At 66.4% G+C, this 16,945-nt stretch carries 13 protein-coding genes; 8 read left to right on the forward strand and 5 right to left on the reverse strand.

The window, feature by feature from the left end:
• Positions 1 to 55: 55 nt before the first annotated feature.
• The gene (locus tag DBP14_RS17735; protein WP_129308165.1) at positions 56 to 1,045 is read right to left on the reverse strand and encodes a hypothetical protein; all 990 of its coding nucleotides are present in this window, start codon (positions 1,043 to 1,045) and stop codon (positions 56 to 58) included.
• Positions 1,046 to 1,326: 281 nt separating this feature from the next.
• On the opposite strand from DBP14_RS17735, the gene DBP14_RS36095 reads away from it, so the two are divergent.
• From DBP14_RS36095 to gap, 3 genes are all read left to right on the forward strand, one after another.
• On the forward strand, positions 1,327 to 1,503 hold the full coding sequence (locus DBP14_RS36095) for a hypothetical protein (protein WP_164992350.1): 177 nt from the start codon (positions 1,327 to 1,329) through the stop codon (positions 1,501 to 1,503).
• A 34-nt stretch (positions 1,504 to 1,537) separates the two neighbouring features.
• Complete coding sequence (locus tag DBP14_RS17740) at positions 1,538 to 2,494, forward strand: helix-turn-helix domain-containing protein (protein WP_129308166.1); 957 nt, start codon at positions 1,538 to 1,540, stop codon at positions 2,492 to 2,494.
• 190 nt (positions 2,495 to 2,684) lie between these two features.
• Positions 2,685 to 3,692 carry a type I glyceraldehyde-3-phosphate dehydrogenase gene (gene gap / locus DBP14_RS17745; protein ID WP_129308167.1) on the forward strand — a complete coding sequence of 336 codons (1,008 nt, stop codon included), beginning with the start codon at positions 2,685 to 2,687 and terminating at the stop codon, positions 3,690 to 3,692.
• Between the two features lie 35 nt (positions 3,693 to 3,727).
• Here gap and DBP14_RS17750 read toward each other — a convergent pair whose 3' ends face one another.
• The 4 genes from DBP14_RS17750 to DBP14_RS17765 all read right to left on the reverse strand — a co-directional run bounded on the left by DBP14_RS17750 (position 3,728) and on the right by DBP14_RS17765 (position 10,452).
• The gene (locus DBP14_RS17750) at positions 3,728 to 5,014 is read right to left on the reverse strand and encodes a M23 family metallopeptidase (protein WP_129308168.1); all 1,287 of its coding nucleotides are present in this window, start codon (positions 5,012 to 5,014) and stop codon (positions 3,728 to 3,730) included.
• 224 nt (positions 5,015 to 5,238) lie between these two features.
• Positions 5,239 to 6,660 carry a DUF234 domain-containing protein gene (locus tag DBP14_RS17755; protein ID WP_129308169.1) on the reverse strand — a complete coding sequence of 474 codons (1,422 nt, stop codon included), beginning with the start codon at positions 6,658 to 6,660 and terminating at the stop codon, positions 5,239 to 5,241.
• A 63-nt stretch (positions 6,661 to 6,723) separates the two neighbouring features.
• Positions 6,724 to 9,156, reverse strand: a complete 2,433-nt coding sequence (locus DBP14_RS17760) for a helicase-associated domain-containing protein (protein ID WP_129308170.1) — start codon at positions 9,154 to 9,156, stop codon at positions 6,724 to 6,726.
• 450 nt (positions 9,157 to 9,606) lie between these two features.
• Positions 9,607 to 10,452, reverse strand: coding sequence for a hypothetical protein (locus DBP14_RS17765; protein WP_129308171.1), 846 nt, complete (start codon positions 10,450 to 10,452; stop codon positions 9,607 to 9,609).
• 841 nt (positions 10,453 to 11,293) lie between these two features.
• Here DBP14_RS17765 and DBP14_RS17770 point away from each other — a divergent pair.
• The 5 genes from DBP14_RS17770 to DBP14_RS17790 all read left to right on the forward strand — a co-directional run bounded on the left by DBP14_RS17770 (position 11,294) and on the right by DBP14_RS17790 (position 16,872).
• Complete coding sequence (locus DBP14_RS17770; protein WP_129308172.1) at positions 11,294 to 12,361, forward strand: serine/threonine protein kinase; 1,068 nt, start codon at positions 11,294 to 11,296, stop codon at positions 12,359 to 12,361.
• Entirely contained in the window at positions 12,348 to 12,905 is a 558-nt protein-coding gene (locus DBP14_RS17775) for an ABC-three component system middle component 2 (RefSeq protein ID WP_129308173.1), read from the forward strand. Before DBP14_RS17770 ends, DBP14_RS17775 begins: the two co-directional genes overlap by 14 nt.
• Positions 12,905 to 15,079, forward strand: a complete 2,175-nt coding sequence (locus DBP14_RS17780) for a hypothetical protein (RefSeq protein WP_129308174.1) — start codon at positions 12,905 to 12,907, stop codon at positions 15,077 to 15,079. Before DBP14_RS17775 ends, DBP14_RS17780 begins: the two co-directional genes overlap by 1 nt.
• Positions 15,080 to 15,530: 451 nt before the next feature.
• Positions 15,531 to 16,385, forward strand: coding sequence for a helix-turn-helix transcriptional regulator (locus DBP14_RS17785; RefSeq protein ID WP_129308175.1), 855 nt, complete (start codon positions 15,531 to 15,533; stop codon positions 16,383 to 16,385).
• Positions 16,386 to 16,482: 97 nt separating this feature from the next.
• The gene (locus tag DBP14_RS17790; protein WP_129308176.1) at positions 16,483 to 16,872 is read left to right on the forward strand and encodes an ATP-binding protein; all 390 of its coding nucleotides are present in this window, start codon (positions 16,483 to 16,485) and stop codon (positions 16,870 to 16,872) included.
• Positions 16,873 to 16,945 lie beyond the last annotated feature (73 nt).

Raw genomic sequence — 16,945 nt, forward strand, 5'->3', positions numbered from 1 at the left:
GACCGGGCCCGCTTTTCGCTCCCGCTCCCGCTCGCGCTTTGGCTCTCGCTCTCGCTCAGCCCACGCACAGGACGAGCAGGCAGAGCTGCTGGTGCTGGGGCTGAGTGGCCGGGTCCGACGTGGTCGAGGTGCTCGACGTGGTGGTCGTCGGCGAGGTGCCCGAGTCCGTGCCGCTGGTGGGTGCGGGGGCGGGGGCGGGCGCCTGGACGGGAGTCGTGACAGACGTCGTACCCGCGCTGTTCGTGGTGTTCGTCGTACCCGTGGGCGTGGTGGGGGGCGTGCCCGCGTGTCCGGAGGCGGTGCCGTCCGAGGACGACGCGGCGGTGTACGACTGCGGTGCCGACAGCGTCGCCGTGTGGACCTGGGTGGCGGTGGCGGTGCCGGTGCCGGGTTGGCCACCGGGTGCCGTACGCACGGATGCGGTCGCGTAGTGCGCGGAGGTGTGGCCGGAGTCGGACGCCGACTGGGTGTGCGCCGTCGGTACGGAGCGCTGGGTGTCGGGACGCGGTGAGGTCGGCAGGACGTCGTCCTGCGCCGACTGTCCCGCGCCGGGGTTCTTCGGACCGGCCGCCGCCTGCGCGCGGTCGCCGGAGTGCCGGTCCATCGAGGCCAGGGTCAGCCCGCCGCCGACGAGCGCGACGGCCGTCGCGACCACGGCCCGGCGCTGGGTCTTCTTCCATCGGGCCCGCTGCCGGCGCCGTGCGGCCCGCCCTCGCGTCGCCACCGGAACGGCCTCGAGATCGACGTCGCCATCGCCATCGCCGTGGTCATTGCCATGGTCATGGCCGCCGGCGTCCCACGTGTCGGGGGCGACGGGCGACGGCCTCTCCGCCGGCGCCATCATCTCCGTGAGGGGGAAGGCGGCGGGGCCGGGTGTGAAGTCGTAGGAGCCGTAGGAGCCGTTGGAGTCGTAGGGGGCCGCGGGGACGAAGCCGGAAGCGGCGGCCGGGGTGGTGCTGGGGGCGATGTCGGGTGCGTACGCACCGCACCCGGGGCACACCAGGGCGCCGTTGAGATGCCGACGACACGAGGAGCAGTAGTCCATCTGCGGTCTTCCTGACTTGGCACGCCGTCGACCCCCCGGGCCGCGGCCCGGTCACGTTCGCACGCGGGATCGAGCAGCCAGTAACGGTAACGATGCTTTCGAAAGACTGTGTGCAGCCGATGTGAGGCTCCTGCGGGGGTTCCCGGGCGAGGGTGCGTCGCCGGCCCGGCCGTCCTGTTTCATCGGCTTGTGGGCGTGACCTGGCTGCCGCCCGCCGAGACCCACGGGGGTATGCGTCCCCCGGGAACAGTCCCCGTAGCCGCTCCACAGAAGGACCCGCTGTGACCCCCAGCCCGACCGGAATCGACCGCCTCCCGGTGTACGAGAGCCTGATACGCGAACTCGGCGACGCCGTGGCGGAAGCCCGCGTGGTGGCCGAACAGACCCAGCACCACATGACCCTGGCCCTCACCTGGCCCGGCCCGCCCCACCCGGAGCCCCGGTTCGACCACGCGTGACGTACGAGGCGCGCCCCCCTCGTACCCTGTCCCCGTGTCGTCCTCCCGTCTGCACCGCGTCGCCGTTCTGGTGCTGGAGGGTGCGAAACCGCTCGACGTCGGTATCCCGGCGCAGGTGTTCACGACCCGCGCGAGCATGCCGTACGAGGTGCGGGTGTGCGGGGCGGCACCCGGTCTCGTGACCGGCGGCGACGGTCTGTCGTACTCCGTCGCCCATGGGCTCGACGCCCTCGACTGGGCCGACGTCGTCTTCATCCCCGGCTACCGGTTCCCGGACCGCGACGACCCGCCGCGGGCCGTCGTCGACGCGCTGCTCGCGGCCCACGCCCGGGGCACGCGGCTCGCCGCCATCTCGACGGGCGCCTTCGCGCTCGCCGCGACGGGCCTGCTCGACGGCAGACGGGCCACGACGCACTGGCACTACTCACGGGCGCTCGCGGCGAAGCACCCGCGTGTCCAGGTCGACGAGAACGTGCTGTTCGTCGACGAGGGCAGCGTGCTGACCTCGGCCGGGGCCGCCTCGGGCATCGACCTGTGCCTGCACATCCTGCGCGGCGACCTCGGAGTGGCCGCGTCCAACCACGCGGCCCGGCGCCTGGTCGCGGCCCCCTACCGCAGCGGCGGTCAGGCGCAGTACGTGCCGCGCAGCGTGCCCGAGCCGCTCGGCGAACGGTTCGCCGCCACCCGCGAGTGGGCGCTGCACCGGCTCCACGCACCTCTCACCCTGGAGATCCTCGCCGGGCACGCGGCGGTCTCGCCGCGCACCTTCTCGCGCCGCTTCGCCGAGGACACCGGGTACACGCCGATGCAGTGGGTCATGCGCGCCCGCATCGACCTGGCCCGTGAACTGCTCGAACGTTCGGAACGGAGCGTGGAGCAGATCGCCGCCGACGTCGGCCTGGGCACCGGCGCGAACCTGCGGCTGCACTTCCAGCGCATCCTCGGCACCACACCGAGCGAGTACCGCCGCACGTTCACCCGGGGCGAGTAGCCCCCGACGGACCCGGCCGCCGTTTACGCGAGGGCGAGACGACACGACGGCGAGACGACACGACGGCGAGACGACGCGAGGGCGAGACGACGGGATGGCGCGATCCTTGCGAACCATGGCGATCGCGCCGCTGTCCGGGGCGGAGGCCGCGCGCGAGGCTGGTGGGGAACCGAAGGGGATGACACCACTCATGACTCGTAAGACTCGCATCGCGATCAACGGATTCGGCCGCATCGGACGCAACGTGCTGCGCGCCCTGCTCGAACGCGACACCGACCTCGACATCGTCGCCGTCAACGACCTCACGGAGCCCGCCACCCTCGCCCGGCTGCTCGCCTACGACACGACGGCCGGCCGGCTCGGTCGCCCGGTGACCGTCGACGGGGACGTCCTCGTCGTCGACGGCCGCCGCATCAAGGTGCTCGCCGAGCGCGAGCCGGCCCGCCTGCCGTGGGCCGAACTCGGCGTCGACATCGCCCTGGAGGCCACCGGCCGCTTCACCTCGGCCAAGGCCGCCCGCGCCCACCTCGACGCGGGTGCGCGCAAGGTCCTCGTCAGCGCGCCCTCGGACGGCGCCGACGTCACGCTCGCGTACGGCGTCAACACCGACGCGTACGACCCGGACGTGCACACGATCGTCTCGAACGCCTCCTGCACGACCAACGCGCTCGCCCCGCTGGCCGCGGTCCTCGACGAACTCGCCGGCATCGAGCACGGCTTCATGACGACGGTGCACGCCTATACGCAGGAGCAGAACCTCCAGGACGGCCCGCACCGCGACGCCCGCCGCGCCCGCGCCGCCGCCGTCAACATCGTGCCGACCACGACGGGCGCCGCCAAGGCGATCGGCCTGGTCCTGCCGAACCTCGACGGCAAGCTGTCGGGCGACTCGATCCGGGTGCCGGTCCCGGTGGGCTCGATCGTCGAACTCAACACGACCGTCGCCCGCGACGTCACCCGCGACGAGGTGCTCGCGGCGTACCGCGCCGCGGCGGAGGGCCCGCTCGCCGGCGTCCTCGAATACTCCGACGACCCGCTCGTCTCCGCCGACATCACGGGCAACCCGGCCTCCTCGATCTTCGACTCGGCCCTCACCCGCGTCGACGGCCGCCACATCAAGGTGGTCGCCTGGTACGACAACGAATGGGGCTTCTCGAACCGGGTGATCGACACCTTGGAACTCCTCACCACCCGCTGAGGCCCGTATCCCCGGTTGGTCAGAACCTCAGAACCTCAGAACCTCAGGACCTCGCGGTCGAGTGGGTACTGCGCGCGGTGACGGCCGTCGTACGGGGAGGGTGTGATCGGCAGGACGCCTGTGGGCTGCAGGCCCAGGTTGTCGTCCCAGATCCGCGGTTGGACGTGTCCGAGGACGCGGAACTGCCGGAAGGTGAACGGCGGGCTGTCGGTCGGGAAGAACTCGGCCGTGGTCATCACCTGGAAGTGCAGGTGCGGCGTGGTGGAGTTGCCGCTGTTGCCGATCAGGCCGAGGACCTGGCCGGCTCGGACGCGCTCGCCCTCCCGGACGGTGAGCGAGCCGGGTGTCAGGTGGGCGTAGAGCAGGTAGCGGCCCGGTGCGACTTCCAGGGTGACGTGGTTGCCGACCGTGTCCTCGATGGGCGGGACGGGCGGCGTGGCGGGCGGCGGGTTGTCCGCGATCCCGTCCTGGACCTCCACCACTCTGCCGCCGGCCGCGGCCACGACCGGCTGACGGTAGCTCAGGTAACTGGTGAGCTGTCCGGGATCGCCTGCCCAGGTCTGCCCGTGCTCGCCGACCCGGTACCAGTCGATCGCGAAGCGCTGCGGCACGTCGAAACGACCGTTGATCGGGGCGAGTCCGCGCCGGTGGTGGGTGTTGCCGCAGCACGACTCGCTCGCGTACCAGGTTCCGGAGCGGACCGGCGGGCTCAGGTTCAGCGGCGCGACGCCGGAGGTCGGCGTGGCCTGCACCGTCTCGTCGAAGGCGGAGGACCCGGATGCGGCCAGGACGGCACCCGAGAGATGGTGTTCGAGGACCCTGGGCACCCGCTGACCGCGGTCAAGGGTCAGGTCGAGCCAGATGATCCACTCCTGGGAGCCCTGGATGACGGTCGGTGTCGGCGGCGGGGGCGCCGGGGTGTACCCGTCCGCACCCGGCAGGGGGTCGCCCACCGGATTGGCGGCCCCTGCCAGCGCCTCCCCGCTCAGCGAGCCGACGACCCGGTGCGTGCGGGCGTCTCGGACATCGACACGATCGAGCCGCAACGGCACGCTGGTGGGCAGTGCGCTCGTGGTGAGCAACTCGTACGACAGGTGCGTCTTGCCGTCCGTGGCGACGAACGGCGTCGGCTCGGTCATCACGGCCGCCGTCAACGGCGTGAACTGTGCGGCGGGCGCAGCAGCGGCCGCGCCGGTCATGCCCGTCGCGTGTCCGGGCCCTGCCGAGACCACCAGCATGCCGGCCGCCGCGAGCACGGCAGCGGCGAGCCCGCGGAGGAGCGGGCCGCGGCCGGTGCGTTTGCGAGAATCGCGCTCTGCCATTGCGCTCTTTCGATCGTCGGACCCGGTCCGTGAAGGACACCGGCACGCCCCACGCAGAGGCGCAGCCCCATGTAATCCGGCGCCACACCGCTCCGGGCGCCGGACGCCGTGGGCAGCCGCCGAACTCCACCCGTGCAGCCGCAGAGAAACGTCGAAGGGCCCCACCGCGAACGGTGGGGCCCTTCGACAACGTGCCCGGTGAGGCACTGGCTCTCGGTTCCCGCTCATGCCCTGCGCCAAGCGTTGAGCAGGTCCTCGGGGCCGTACACCGCCTGAAGGCCGGAACAGCCGGCCCCGTTGCGGGAGACCGCCACGAGCGGTACTGGCTCGTCGGTGATCGCCGCCCGGTGCTTCTGCAGTGCGGCCAGGTCGTGGCTGTCGAACGCGGAGTTCTCCAGCCACTTGACCGAGCCGAGGAAGAGCAACTGTTTGGCCACCGGGTGCCGGTCGGCGCCCACCAAGTCGATTTCGACGTCGTTGCTGCGGGTCCAGTACCCACCGATCGCCGGGGCGGCAGCCAGGAACCCGTCCGGCAGGAGACGGGCGAGGGATTCGCGCACCAGGGGCTCGACGGCGCGGCCCCGCCAGCTCGTCCACTGCTCCTGGATGCGGCTCAGCGTGAGATCCCCCCGCATCCGTTCGATCTCCGCCATGTGCGGATCCAGGAACGCGAGCCAGAACCGCAGGTAGGGGTCTGCCACCCGGTAGCGGCGTTCCTTCGACGGCCTGAGAGAGAGGGGAAGTTCGGCAGCCACGACCCGTTTCCCGGTCAGCACGTCTGTGGCTCGGGTAAGCGTGGTGTGGGCGATGCCGCCGGCCGCACGCGCGATGTTGGTGAAGGTCCGCTCTCCGGATCCGATGGCCCGCAGTACCTCCCTGCTCATCGCCTGCGGTGGAAACTCCGCGGCCAGTGAGCGTTCGGCGGAGACCAGCAGGGCTGAGATGGGGTTGTCCAGCGAGTCCCGTAGGAACTCCCAGACGTCGGCCCCGGACCGCCACTCCGCGCAGATCAGGGGAAGACCTCCCGTGACCAGGGCGGCGTCGAACGCGGCCGCCGGCGACAGGTCGAGCATCTCGCCGATGTCGGCGGGGTTCAGGGGCCCGACGATCATTTCCCGGCCCCGCTGGTGAAAGGGACGGTCGTAGCTGTTCAGCGCCTCCATCATCGACAGATCGGATCCGACCAGGAGGAGAAGTACCGGCTTTCGGCTGAGTAGCCGGTCCCATGCCCGCTGGAGCATGCCCTCGAAGGCGTCGATGCGGTCCATGAGATACGGAACCTCGTCGATGACCACCACGCTCGGGCTGTCGTCGGGAAGCAGCTCCGCGAGCAGCCTCAAGGCCGCGTTCCACTGCGCCGGGGTCTCCTCGGAGAACAGTTCCCGCTCCGGGAGGTTGGATCTGGCGACGGCGTCGAGCAACTCCGTCAGTTCGTCCTCCGCCGTGCCGCCTGCGGCGGTGAAGAAGAGGTACGGCGTCTCGGTGCGCCGGAGGAACTCCTCGACGAGGCGGGACTTGCCGACCCGCCGTCTTCCTCGCATGAGGACGCATCGCCCCGGTTTCGCCGACCCGACGGCATCGTGGACCGCCCGCAGGGCGGAGCCGAGCACGTTCAGCTCGCGATCCCGTCCGATGAAACGACGCATGGCGAGCCTCCTGAGAGGGATGGTATCGACAGAGATACTATCTCTCTCGATACCATCTTCCCCTTATTCGGGCGCGGGGCTCATGACGCCGTGGATGCGGGAGAGGGTGAAAACGCGCTCGTCCTGACGCAGGTGGCACCAGGCTTCGAGGTAGGGCGGGTCGAGTTCGAGGCGGCTGAGGGTGCGTACCGTCCGGTTCCCCGAGGTGGCGACGTAGTCGACGGTGATGGGTGCGTCGGCATCGATCGCGTACGCGAGCTGGCGGACGTCGCTGTACGGCAGGTGCTTCGCCCACCCTGCGACGATCTCCTCGGTGTCCGTGGCGAAGGGCGGTCCTCCGTCGAACGGCGCGGGTTCCGGAGTCGTCGGCGGGGCGGCCAGCAACCGGGCCGCCAAGGTGTTCGGGTCGGCTGGGGCGGGTTTCTTCGCCGTGCCTGTGGCAGCGATCCGGCCACGGTCCCCCGCGCCGGGGCGGGGAGCCGGCACCGGCGCGGCGGCCCGCTGAGGCCGGGTTCCCCCGACCCGTACCGTGCCCTCGGCCGTCTCGGCGACGGGGGCGTATCCCTCGGCCCGGAGCGTGGCGAGGGTCGTGTCGAGCGGGCTGCGGCTGATCAGAACCGTCGGTGCCAGCTGTCGTAGCCCGAGCTCGGCAAGCTTGCGGTGGGCGGCGAGTTCGGCGATGAGAGCGGGCTCGTCGCTGTGGAGGACGCAGGCGGCGGGGGCGACGCGCACGCGGCCGTGGGCGCGTGCGGTGTCGGCGATCAGGTAGGTCAGCGCCTGCGGCAGGGGCCCGGCGGCGACAGCGGCCAGGTCGGCCGTGATGGCGTCGCGGAGACGGCCGGCGTCCAGTGCCCGGCGGATGCTGCCGGCGCTGAACCGCCACACCGATGCCGTGCCGCTGGTCTCGCGGTCGGCGACGGCGTTCAGGAGCGAGGCCAGTCGAGCGGACGGGGTGCCGGTGACGACGGCGGTGAGATCGGCGCCGATCCGTGCCGTCGCGGTGGCCGAGGGCAGCAGTCGCCGGCACTCCATGCCCAGCGCCTCCGTGTCGCCGGTCCGCAGATGGATACCGAAGGCGGACAGAGCGCCGCGAGCGAGTACGCCGAGAATCTCGGCCTCACGGATCACGGTGGCGAACGGGGTTCCGTCCGGGGGTGACGAGTGGGTGAGCGGGCGGTGCCAGGTGATCAGGGACCCCAGATCCGAGGCGACTGTCGCGCCCTGCCTCGCCGGAAGCCGGCCGGCTGCGGCCAACAGCCCGTGGCGGGCCTGCACGCAGTCGTTGCAGGGCGGTGCTCCCGCGAGAGCGGGAAGCGCCTTGTTGTCCTCGTCGCGCGACTCGGTCGGGGTGAGCGGCAGGTTCCGCCATGCCTGGAGCAGTACCGCGAACTGCTCCGCGGGTTCCTGCTCCGCCCAGGCGTCGTACGCCTCGGTGGGCGCCACGCGGTCACCGTCCACGCCCAGGAGCCCGGCGTCGTACGCCGTCTCAAGAGCAAGGCGTACGACGGCGTCGTCGGCCTGCGCGGCCTTGCCGATGCGGGCCAGTTCACGCGCCCCGACCCCGCCGGACTTCAGCCGGGCCGGCGCGGTGACCGAGCAGGCCGACAGGACCGAGACGGCACGGGACGCGAACGCCGTGGCCGCGGCCGCGGCCTCGTGGTCCACCTCGGCGGGTGTGACGGACGCCGATCGCACGCAAGGCGGGACCGGTGTGAACGGGGCGGGCCGGCCGGGTCCGCGCAGCGAGAGCGCCACCTCGGCCGGCATACGGGCCGGACCGTAGGCCTGACGATCCTGGATCAGGAGTCCCCGCTCCAGTGCCCACCGGGCGCCCGGTTCAAGGCCGGGGCCGGAAGCGCCGAACACGTTGAACGGCTGCTGCCCCGGCACGCCCTCCGCGCGGTGTTCGAGCAGCCTCCGGGCCGCCGCAGGAGCTTGCGCGACCAGGGGGACGACCTGTTCCGGGTCCCTGTGATGTGCCCTCAGAGCGGCCAGACGCTGCGACTTGGTGGCCGGCGGCTTGATGCCCAGGGCTGCCAGCATGCCGCGCAGGTCCTCGGAGGCCGCGTCCGCGAGCAGCTGCTCCAGCGGCGCATCCAGTCCCAGGGGCGCGTCCCATGCCTGGCGCAGTGGTCCGGCCATGCGGAGTCTCCCCGCGCCGTCCGGCCAGACCAGAGCCTGATCGGCCAGCGCTTCCAGCACGACGTCCAGTTGGCGGGTGGTTTCGTGGTCCGTCGCCCCCAGCAGCGCCGCCAGGGCATCGCGCGACGCGGGCGTACCCAGCGCCGCCAGCGCCTCGGCCACCTGGAGGTGTGGCAGCGCGAGCCGCGGCAGGGCCAGGGCCACCGATCCGGGGCGCTGAAGACGGTCGGCCAGTTCCCCCACCGAGCGCGGCTCCGGAGGGGAGGCGGCGTCCTTCCGTGCTTCGAGCACGCGTGCCAGACGAGAGCGGCCGAGGCTGCTCAGCCATGTCGCCAGCGCTGATCGGGACTTCATGGAGGTGCACCTCGTCAGACCGGGGAGTCGCCGTGGGGCGGGAGGCTCGGCGCCGGATTCCGGAATGGCGTACCCCATGGCCGGCGGGTGCCGCATCAGGGCAGGTGCACCTTTTGGTGGGCGTTGCCGGCTCGCGTCCTGCCTCGACTGCGGCGCGCCGCGGGATGTGGAAGCGTCACACCGAAGAGCCGAGCCACAACGCGTGGCTCGGCTCTTCGATTCGCCTGTACAGGCGGCTGCGGAGGATACGAGATTCGAACTCGTGAGGGGTTGCCCCCAACACGCTTTCCAACTGTGTTGGTGGGGTGATGGGGTGTGTGCAGGGGCGTTCACCTGCGTTCATAGGCGGTTGGCCATTGAGCGAGCGAGGAGAGCTGGACTCATCTGAACGCCGGTGAACCTGGGTGAATGAGACGGGAACTGAGACGGCCGACGGGGGGACTTGGGTCGTCAGCGCAGGAACGGGAGCCGTCGGCGACGGGCGCCTCTTGCTGGCCGGCCGGGCAGCCGTGCATAGCGGATCAAGGATGCTGGGCTTGCGGTACGGATCCACACTGGGGCTCCGACGATGATCCGTTGTGCTGCCAGCATATTGCCCGAAAGGTGCCAGCGGCTCTCGGTGAGCACGACGTCGGTGTAGACCTGAGCGAACCACTCACTGTCATCTGCATGGGCGAGCGTGTATCCACGCGTCCAGGGGCGGCCTTCGTGCTCTTCTTCTGTGCCGATGGAGCCTTGGTTCAGTGCGATGTTCAGAGCTTCCACTGACAGTTGTTCGGGATCATCCCATTGAGACGTGTTCCTGGTGCCTCGGCTCTCCAACAGTTCAGCGATGGCGCGCCATGCTGATGAGAACCACCCGGCTTCGGGGGCGTCTCCGGGGCGCAGAATCCGGCCGGGGAAGTTGTCCATGCTGCCGAAGAGCACAAGATCGATCTGCTGGCCTGCATTGTTGGTCGTCCTGATGTGGAACATCGCCCCCTTGTCCCGCTCCGGCCCGCCAATGAACCTGGCGATGTGGATCTGGCCGGCGCCCTTGGCGAAGCGAGCAGGAGGGGGCTTGTCGAGGGCGGAGGCCGCCTGGGCACCGATGTGCTTTTCGATCTTGTAGGCCCTTTCGTGGCGGGTGAGCTCGCCCCGGTTTCCATTGCCGACCTCGACCCCGATGCCCTGCAAGGCGGCTTTGAGAGTCCAGTTCGGTCGGCCATCCAGCTTGATGCCGTTGTCGGATGTGATCTCGGCAACGCGGCGCTCTGACCAGTACAAGTAGCTGCCCGCGTGACCTCTTCGCACCATCAGTTCTCCGTCTCACACTGCCCTGCTCCGCAGCGTATGCCTCCGTCGACCTCGGCACGGTGAACTTGCGCTCTTGCCTGCTGCAAGCGGTGAGGCTGCACGATGAGAGCGTGCAGAAGCCCTGAGCTATGGAAGCTAACGTGATCTCGGGCTCGCTGCGGGCCGGACCTGCGGCGGAAGGGTAGCGGCGCCTGGTGGGCGGGTCCGTTGATTCCCCGGTGTTCCCCGCAGTTCCCCGTACGATCTGGCACGCATCTGGTACGACCCCCTTCGTCCCGAACCCTCGGCTGGGTGGTCATTACGGGCTGGTGGGCTGGTCAATCGGCCGTAGTCGGCTGCTGTAGGTCAGCTGCGGTCGTTGAGGTTGCTCTACTTCTCTGCTGTACAGCTTGGGCGGCTTGGCGCGAGTGGGCGAGGTTGTTACGGCTGGTCAGGGGGCGCGGTGGGTATCGCCGAGGACCTGTGCACCGAGGGTGCAGCGACGGTCTTAGCGATGACGTTCCTTCCGTGAACTGGCCGGACCAGCCAACACGGCAATCTGCAGGCGACCAGGGAAGAAACTGCAGATGAGGTGCGCATGGCCGTAGACCAGGTGGGAGCAGTAGTCCGGTGGTTTGCCACTGGTGCTGTCCGACGTCGATGACGGTCATCGACGGCATTCGAATGTATGGCCGACGCGTAGAGCCTGGCTCGTTTCCCTACTCATCAAGACTCCGTGTCGGGAGCTCAAGCGCTGCGGCCTACCCAAAGGCCCCAGCCGACACCTGGTCAGACATACCGACCCGATGGGATGATGCCGCATGAGGCCTCAGCGTCTCGTACGAGGGGAGATTGCACCCGCATGACGGAAGTCCCGATCGTCGGCACCGGCGTTATCAATTTCGAGTTCTTCAAGATAAGAACCGGAAACGTTGATGGGGGTCGGGCGCTATTTGAGCAGATGATTCAGGACCTCGTTGACGTGAAGTACCCCAACTGTTCGACTATTGAAGCGAATCCGGGCGACTGGGGAATCGATGCCTATGTCGGATCACTGATCGATGGAGAAGTGAGCATCTGGCAGTCAAAATACTTCATCGACGGATTCGCGGAATCTCAAAAGAAGCAAGTACGCGAGGCTTATGAACAAGCAGTAGAATGCGCCAAGCGTGAAGGGTATGTCTTGGCGAGCTGGACTCTGTGCATCCCTGTCAATCTAGATGGTCCAACTGAAAAATGGTGGCTGGGATGGAAGGGGCGCATGGAGAAACGAGACGGTGTCACGATTGAGCTCTGGAACGAGTTGAGGCTGCGTAGGATCCTTCAGTCGGAGGATGCTCGTCGAATTAGAGAATACTACTTTAATCCGACCATTACCGTACCTAGAGTGCAACGAAACACCGAAGCGCTTGAGGACTACGAGCAGTACGAGGGTGCACTTTTTGTTCGGCAGATGCATGAAGCCGATATGTTTGCATGCGAGGAAGCCAAAGAAGAGTTTTTCAATGCAGAAATTCTGAGTCGCGAGATTTCCGACAAGGGAATTTCAGAAGAAATGAAAGCGTTGGCGGACGCTAAAGCCGTGTTGGCATCTCTGTGGGCGCAAAGATTTAATAGTGCAGCACAGGCATCTGTCGATAGGAGATTGGTGGGTCTCTACGAGCGTGTCATGGACGCCGTTCGAGATCATCACCCGAACCTGCCTCCCGAGATCCGGGCGAATGTAATTCATGCATTCGGTATGATTCATCAGCGGGTAGACGATGGGCGAGCCGGCTGGGTGCGCGATTACCGCGACGTAGCTGCGGCCTACTTCAAAGAAGCGGAAGAGCACAAGGAAGCCTCAAGTGACGTAGAAGAGCAGGAAGATCGGGAAAACGCTGCCGCGGTCGTCTCCTCAGAAGCGGAGGCCATTAATGGCGCAGACTGATCACAATGCCAGCCGAGAGAAGAACGTTTTTGAGTCCTATTTTCGGCCGGAGGATGAGGAGGAATTTCGTCTCGCCCAGCTGGTTCTTCTACTGGAAACAATGAGGAAGCAAGAAATCCACCCCAGCATAGAGCGCCTAGGTGTGCTAGATTTTTTTGCGGCCAATCCTTTTCTGGTGGTTCAGCCTGACGAGCCAGACTATAAGCACCTGGTTCTTGCGGGATTCTCTGTAAAGCCTATGAGCTATGCGTCACCGGGGCATCGATTCGTCACTCGAAAGAATCGCATCGAGCACGACCTTGCATTGCTAGTAGCATACGGGTTGGTTCGCATTTCGGTGGAGAAAGGATACAGGGTGTGTGTCCTGACTTCTCGCGGATCGGAAATCTCTGAACAACTGACGAGCATGTACGCGGACGCATACCGGACGAGCGCCGAAGTCGTAGGAAGGAGGCTACGCAAGGTCCCTGATAGCAAACTGCAAGAAGCCAGCAGTGCTTGGCTTAACGCCGACCCCGCTATGCTCGATCTATACGACATGTAATGGAGGTGCTCGTGGTCACGGCTGTTCAAGGGCCTAAAATTCGAATCTACGGTCTTCGCCTTCTCGGGTATCGGAAAGATTATCGTGTCGATTTCACGAGTTCGGATGGCGGATTTCGGCCGCTGAGTATCATTGCCGGTGAAATCAGCACAGGCAAGACAACGATCTTGGAGTTCATCGAATACTGCCTTGGTGCGAGACACCATCCGCAACACCCAGAGGTAATTGACGCTGTCAAGGCAGTGCAACTTGGCATCGAAGCCGAAATTCCAGTTGAACGCCTCCCCGAGGAGGATAGCTCCTCAACGGTTACTTCCCCGGACGCGTCTCGACTTGGATACGCGCGGCGACAGTTTGTCATTCAGCGAGGCGTTGAAGGATCTACGCGAGACGTCCTCGTTTTCTCGGGCAATCTGGATGAAATTGAACCGGTAGCACCTACATTGGTCTCAGCGGACTCGTCGGCAGAGGAGAGTCTGTCCAAGTTCCTATTGCAGCTCTGTGGGCTTGATGGTATGCGCCTACGCGTAGCACCCACTAAGCACGACTCACCTACACATGCGCTAAGTATTCGAGACGTAGCGCCTCTGTGGTATCTGAGTAACACAAGACTTGATAACAAGAATCTTGCGCTCGAGAACACGCCACATAAGGCAATCAAGCTTCGGCAGGTAGTCGATCTAGTATTCGATGTTTTCGACGAGCATGGAGCAGCTCTCGCCACGCAAATCTCAGAGTTGCAAAAGGAGCTTGCCGCTGAGCGGCAGGGTTTGAATGCCATTTGGAGGTTCATTCGCGAGCAGGGGATTCCGGATAATCCGATTACCCTGCAACTGGCCATGGATGAGGCAGATGGCCGCCACCGACAGGCTCTCGCTAATTTGGAGTCCGTTAATACTGTGGCGCGAGAAAGGACGACTTTCGCCGACGGCGTCCGGCAAGAGTATCTGGAGAAGCTGCAAGCGGCTAGGGAGAGCGCGAGTCGTGTACGTGAGCGTGAAACGCTGCTACGACGACTGGGGCCATTGCGTGCACAGTATTCTGATGATTTGAAAAAGCTGACCATGCTCATGGAGGCTAAGAGGTTGTTTGATCCTCTTAGTGTTATTAGTTGCCCTGCCTGTTCCTCGGACGTTTCCAACGTTTCCGTTGTAGACGGACACTGTACGCTATGCCGTTCTGAAGTCCCCCACCTTGTGCACTACGCTATTTCGAATTCATCAGAAGAAGCGGAAAGTGCAGACGAAAATCTAGACGTAAGTAAAGAGCTCAACAGTATGAAGAGGAGATTGACTGAGCTTAACGGTTACGTGGAGTCTGTTGAGCGTGAAGTTATAGAAGCGCGCAAAGAGACTGAGAATCTTGATGCTGAGGCGGCCCGTCTCCGGGTCCGCTTGGACGAGCTCACACGTGAAGCAATTACGCCGCTCATCGCAGAGCGGGACGCTGCCACGGGTGCCGTCGCTGATGCAGAGCGCACGCGTGAACAGATCAAGCAGCAACGACGAATGCTTGAGTCTGTTGAGGAGAAGGACCGGTCCGTTCAGTCATTGGCCGCTAGACTTTCGGAAGCTCGTCAGAGAATGGCGGCGGCGGAGTCAAGTCAGCGTGGAAAAGATACCCTGATCGCAAACCTCTCCGGGCGCTTCTCTGCCATTCTGGCCAGCTTTGGGTATCCAAAACTGAACGATGCCGTGATAGATAGGAATCTGATCCCTTCTGTACGCGGTATTCGCTATGACAGGGTGGGTTCTTCGGGTGCTATGACGTTGATTGCTTTGGCTTGGGAACTGGCAATCTTTGAGCTGGCTTTTGAAGAGGGTAGGCGCCATCCGGGTTTCTTGCTGATCGATAGTCCACAAAAGAATCTTGCTCCTGACTCAGGCTCGGTGTCAGATGCCGAAGCTGCAGGGAAGCCCCAGAGTGAAGATGGTGGAGCCGCCGAGAGCTCAGACGAGGATGAAGATGGCGTCTCGGCAGTTACTGGGGAGGCGATTGTGCGTCGGGTCTATGCACATATTCAAGCATGGCTAAATTCAACTGGCCGCGGCGCTCAAATCATTTTGGTGGACAACGTTCCGCCTGTACCAGTCCAAGAGGATATCGTTGTGCGATTTGGCGGGCCTGAGGGGAGACCCCCGCACGGCCTGATTGACGATGCGTCATCACAGTGACGCTGTCGGCATGAGGCGAGCAAAAGTACCGCGGTCGGCGGAGCGGCTTTGGGGTGGCGCTGCTTTGGCGCGAGTGATCATGGCCCCGTAAGCTTCCGGCGCGTCGGGCAGTCTGTGGACCTGCCCGGTAAAGCACGACGTTGGGGCCATGATCTTCGAGGCTCGCGCCAAAGTGGCTCCGTAAAGCCGCGTAGCCGACCGCCCCCGCCACGACGTACCCCTTCTCTGGCATCCGGTGGCTGCATGCTTTGAGCGCGGCACGGGCGCCGGCCGGGCTGGAGCGGGGCGGAGACAGGAGCGCAGGCCCGGCCGGGGGCCGGGCCGCGCGCGGGGAGCGGAGCGAGCCGCCTTGAACCAGTAGAGAAAATTTGAATCATGCCCGGGGCAGTTGTTGATCAACGTGGCTGCGCACCCGGCGGCGTCTGCTGCCTCGTGGTGTAGAACCCTGGGCATGGGGAGTGAGCGGCGGGAGCGGATGAGGGCGCTTGGTGCGCGTCTTCGTGGTCTGCGTGCTGAGGCTGGCCTGACGGGTGCAGTGCTGGCGCAGCGTGCCGGGGTGGGGCAGCCGACCGTGTCCAAGGTGGAGACCGGGCGCATGGTTCCGAGCCTTGACGTGCTTGACCGGCTCTCGCGTGCCCTCGGTCTCGACGAGTCGACCGCTGAAGAGGTGCGTGACCTCCTGGCCGCCGTGGCGGCTGCGGCAGACTCCGATCAACCGGCAGGCAGCACAACTCCAGTCGCCGGTACAGCCGTCGACGAAGAGGTTCGCTCCGCTCGGCTGGTGCGGTCGTTCCAGTGCGTTGTTCTGCCGGCCATGCTCCAGAGTGCGGAGTACGCCCGGCACGTGTTCGGGAGTGCGCCGAACTCGACGCCTGAGGCGGTCGGTCGGGCTGTCGCTGCCCGGGTGGAGCGGCAGAGCGTGTTGTACGAGTCGGGGCGGGAGTCGGTGTTCGTGCTGACGGAAGCGGTGTTGCGGACGTGGCCGGGGACCCCGGCGCTGATGCTCGCTCAGTTCGACCGGCTGCTTGCTGTCGAGAGCCTGAGCACAGTACAGCTCGGTGTCATTCCCTGGCGCCGGCCGGTTCCGGGACTGCCTCGCCATGGGTTCACGTTGTGCGACCGGCGGGCGGTCGTGGTCGAGACGTTCGACCGTGAGCGGGTGTCGGTCGACTCCGCCGAGGTGGCCGCGTATGAGGAGACGTTCGGTCGCTTCGAACAGGCAGCGGTCTTCGGCGGTGAGGCACGGGAGCTGCTGTTGCGGGTGATGAAGGAGTTCCGCGACCTGGGAGACACCGTCACCCCTTAGAGGAATAATTCCTCAAGATGCCTAGCTGATGGGTTGTCCATGGGAATACCCTGCCGCTGTGCTGTCTAGCCCCCTAGACGAACCGAGGTGTTCTCCCATGCTCTCCAAGTGGTGCCGCGCCTTCCCCGGCCTCGCCGAGGAGGTGGCTCATGCCCGTCACTTCGTTGCCTCCCTCCTTGCCGAACGGGGCCCCGTCGACGACGCCGTCCTGGTCGTGAGCGAGCTCGCGACAAACGCCGTACGGCACTCGCTGAGCGGCGCGGCCGACGGCTGGTTCCTCGTCGTCGTCGGCCTCGGCGATGACCTCGTACGGATCGAGGTGGTCGACCAGGGTGGCGAACGCGTGCCGCACCTGTGCGACGTGACCAGTCAGGCAGAGGGCGGGCGCGGACTGGTGCTGATTGCGGGCTGCGCGAAGGACTGGGGGGTGAAGAACTGGCCCGACGGCCGTTCGGTGTGGGCCGACCTGGAGCGGGAGGGTGTGTAACCGTGCTGCGCTGGACGATGGCCCGCGGCTGCTCTGCCGGTGGTGACGGGTGAGCCCTCGGGGTGTGCCCCGG

It is taken from the genome of Streptomyces sp. L2 (assembly GCF_004124325.1).
Lineage (GTDB): Bacteria > Actinomycetota > Actinomycetes > Streptomycetales > Streptomycetaceae > Streptomyces.

Coding starts and splice junctions, on each gene's coding strand:
- DBP14_RS17735 (WP_129308165.1), bottom strand. CDS start 1,045: ATGGACTACTGCTCCTCGTGTCGTCGGCATCTCAACGGCGCCCTGGTG.
- gap (WP_129308167.1), top strand. CDS start 2,685: ATGACTCGTAAGACTCGCATCGCGATCAACGGATTCGGCCGCATCGGA.
- DBP14_RS17750 (WP_129308168.1), bottom strand. CDS start 5,014: ATGGCAGAGCGCGATTCTCGCAAACGCACCGGCCGCGGCCCGCTCCTC.
- DBP14_RS17755 (WP_129308169.1), bottom strand. CDS start 6,660: ATGCGTCGTTTCATCGGACGGGATCGCGAGCTGAACGTGCTCGGCTCC.
- DBP14_RS17760 (WP_129308170.1), bottom strand. CDS start 9,156: ATGAAGTCCCGATCAGCGCTGGCGACATGGCTGAGCAGCCTCGGCCGC.
- DBP14_RS17765 (WP_129308171.1), bottom strand. CDS start 10,452: ATGGTGCGAAGAGGTCACGCGGGCAGCTACTTGTACTGGTCAGAGCGC.
- DBP14_RS17770 (WP_129308172.1), top strand. CDS start 11,294: ATGACGGAAGTCCCGATCGTCGGCACCGGCGTTATCAATTTCGAGTTC.
- DBP14_RS17775 (WP_129308173.1), top strand. CDS start 12,348: ATGGCGCAGACTGATCACAATGCCAGCCGAGAGAAGAACGTTTTTGAG.
- DBP14_RS17780 (WP_129308174.1), top strand. CDS start 12,905: ATGGAGGTGCTCGTGGTCACGGCTGTTCAAGGGCCTAAAATTCGAATC.
- DBP14_RS17785 (WP_129308175.1), top strand. CDS start 15,531: ATGGGGAGTGAGCGGCGGGAGCGGATGAGGGCGCTTGGTGCGCGTCTT.
- DBP14_RS17790 (WP_129308176.1), top strand. CDS start 16,483: ATGCTCTCCAAGTGGTGCCGCGCCTTCCCCGGCCTCGCCGAGGAGGTG.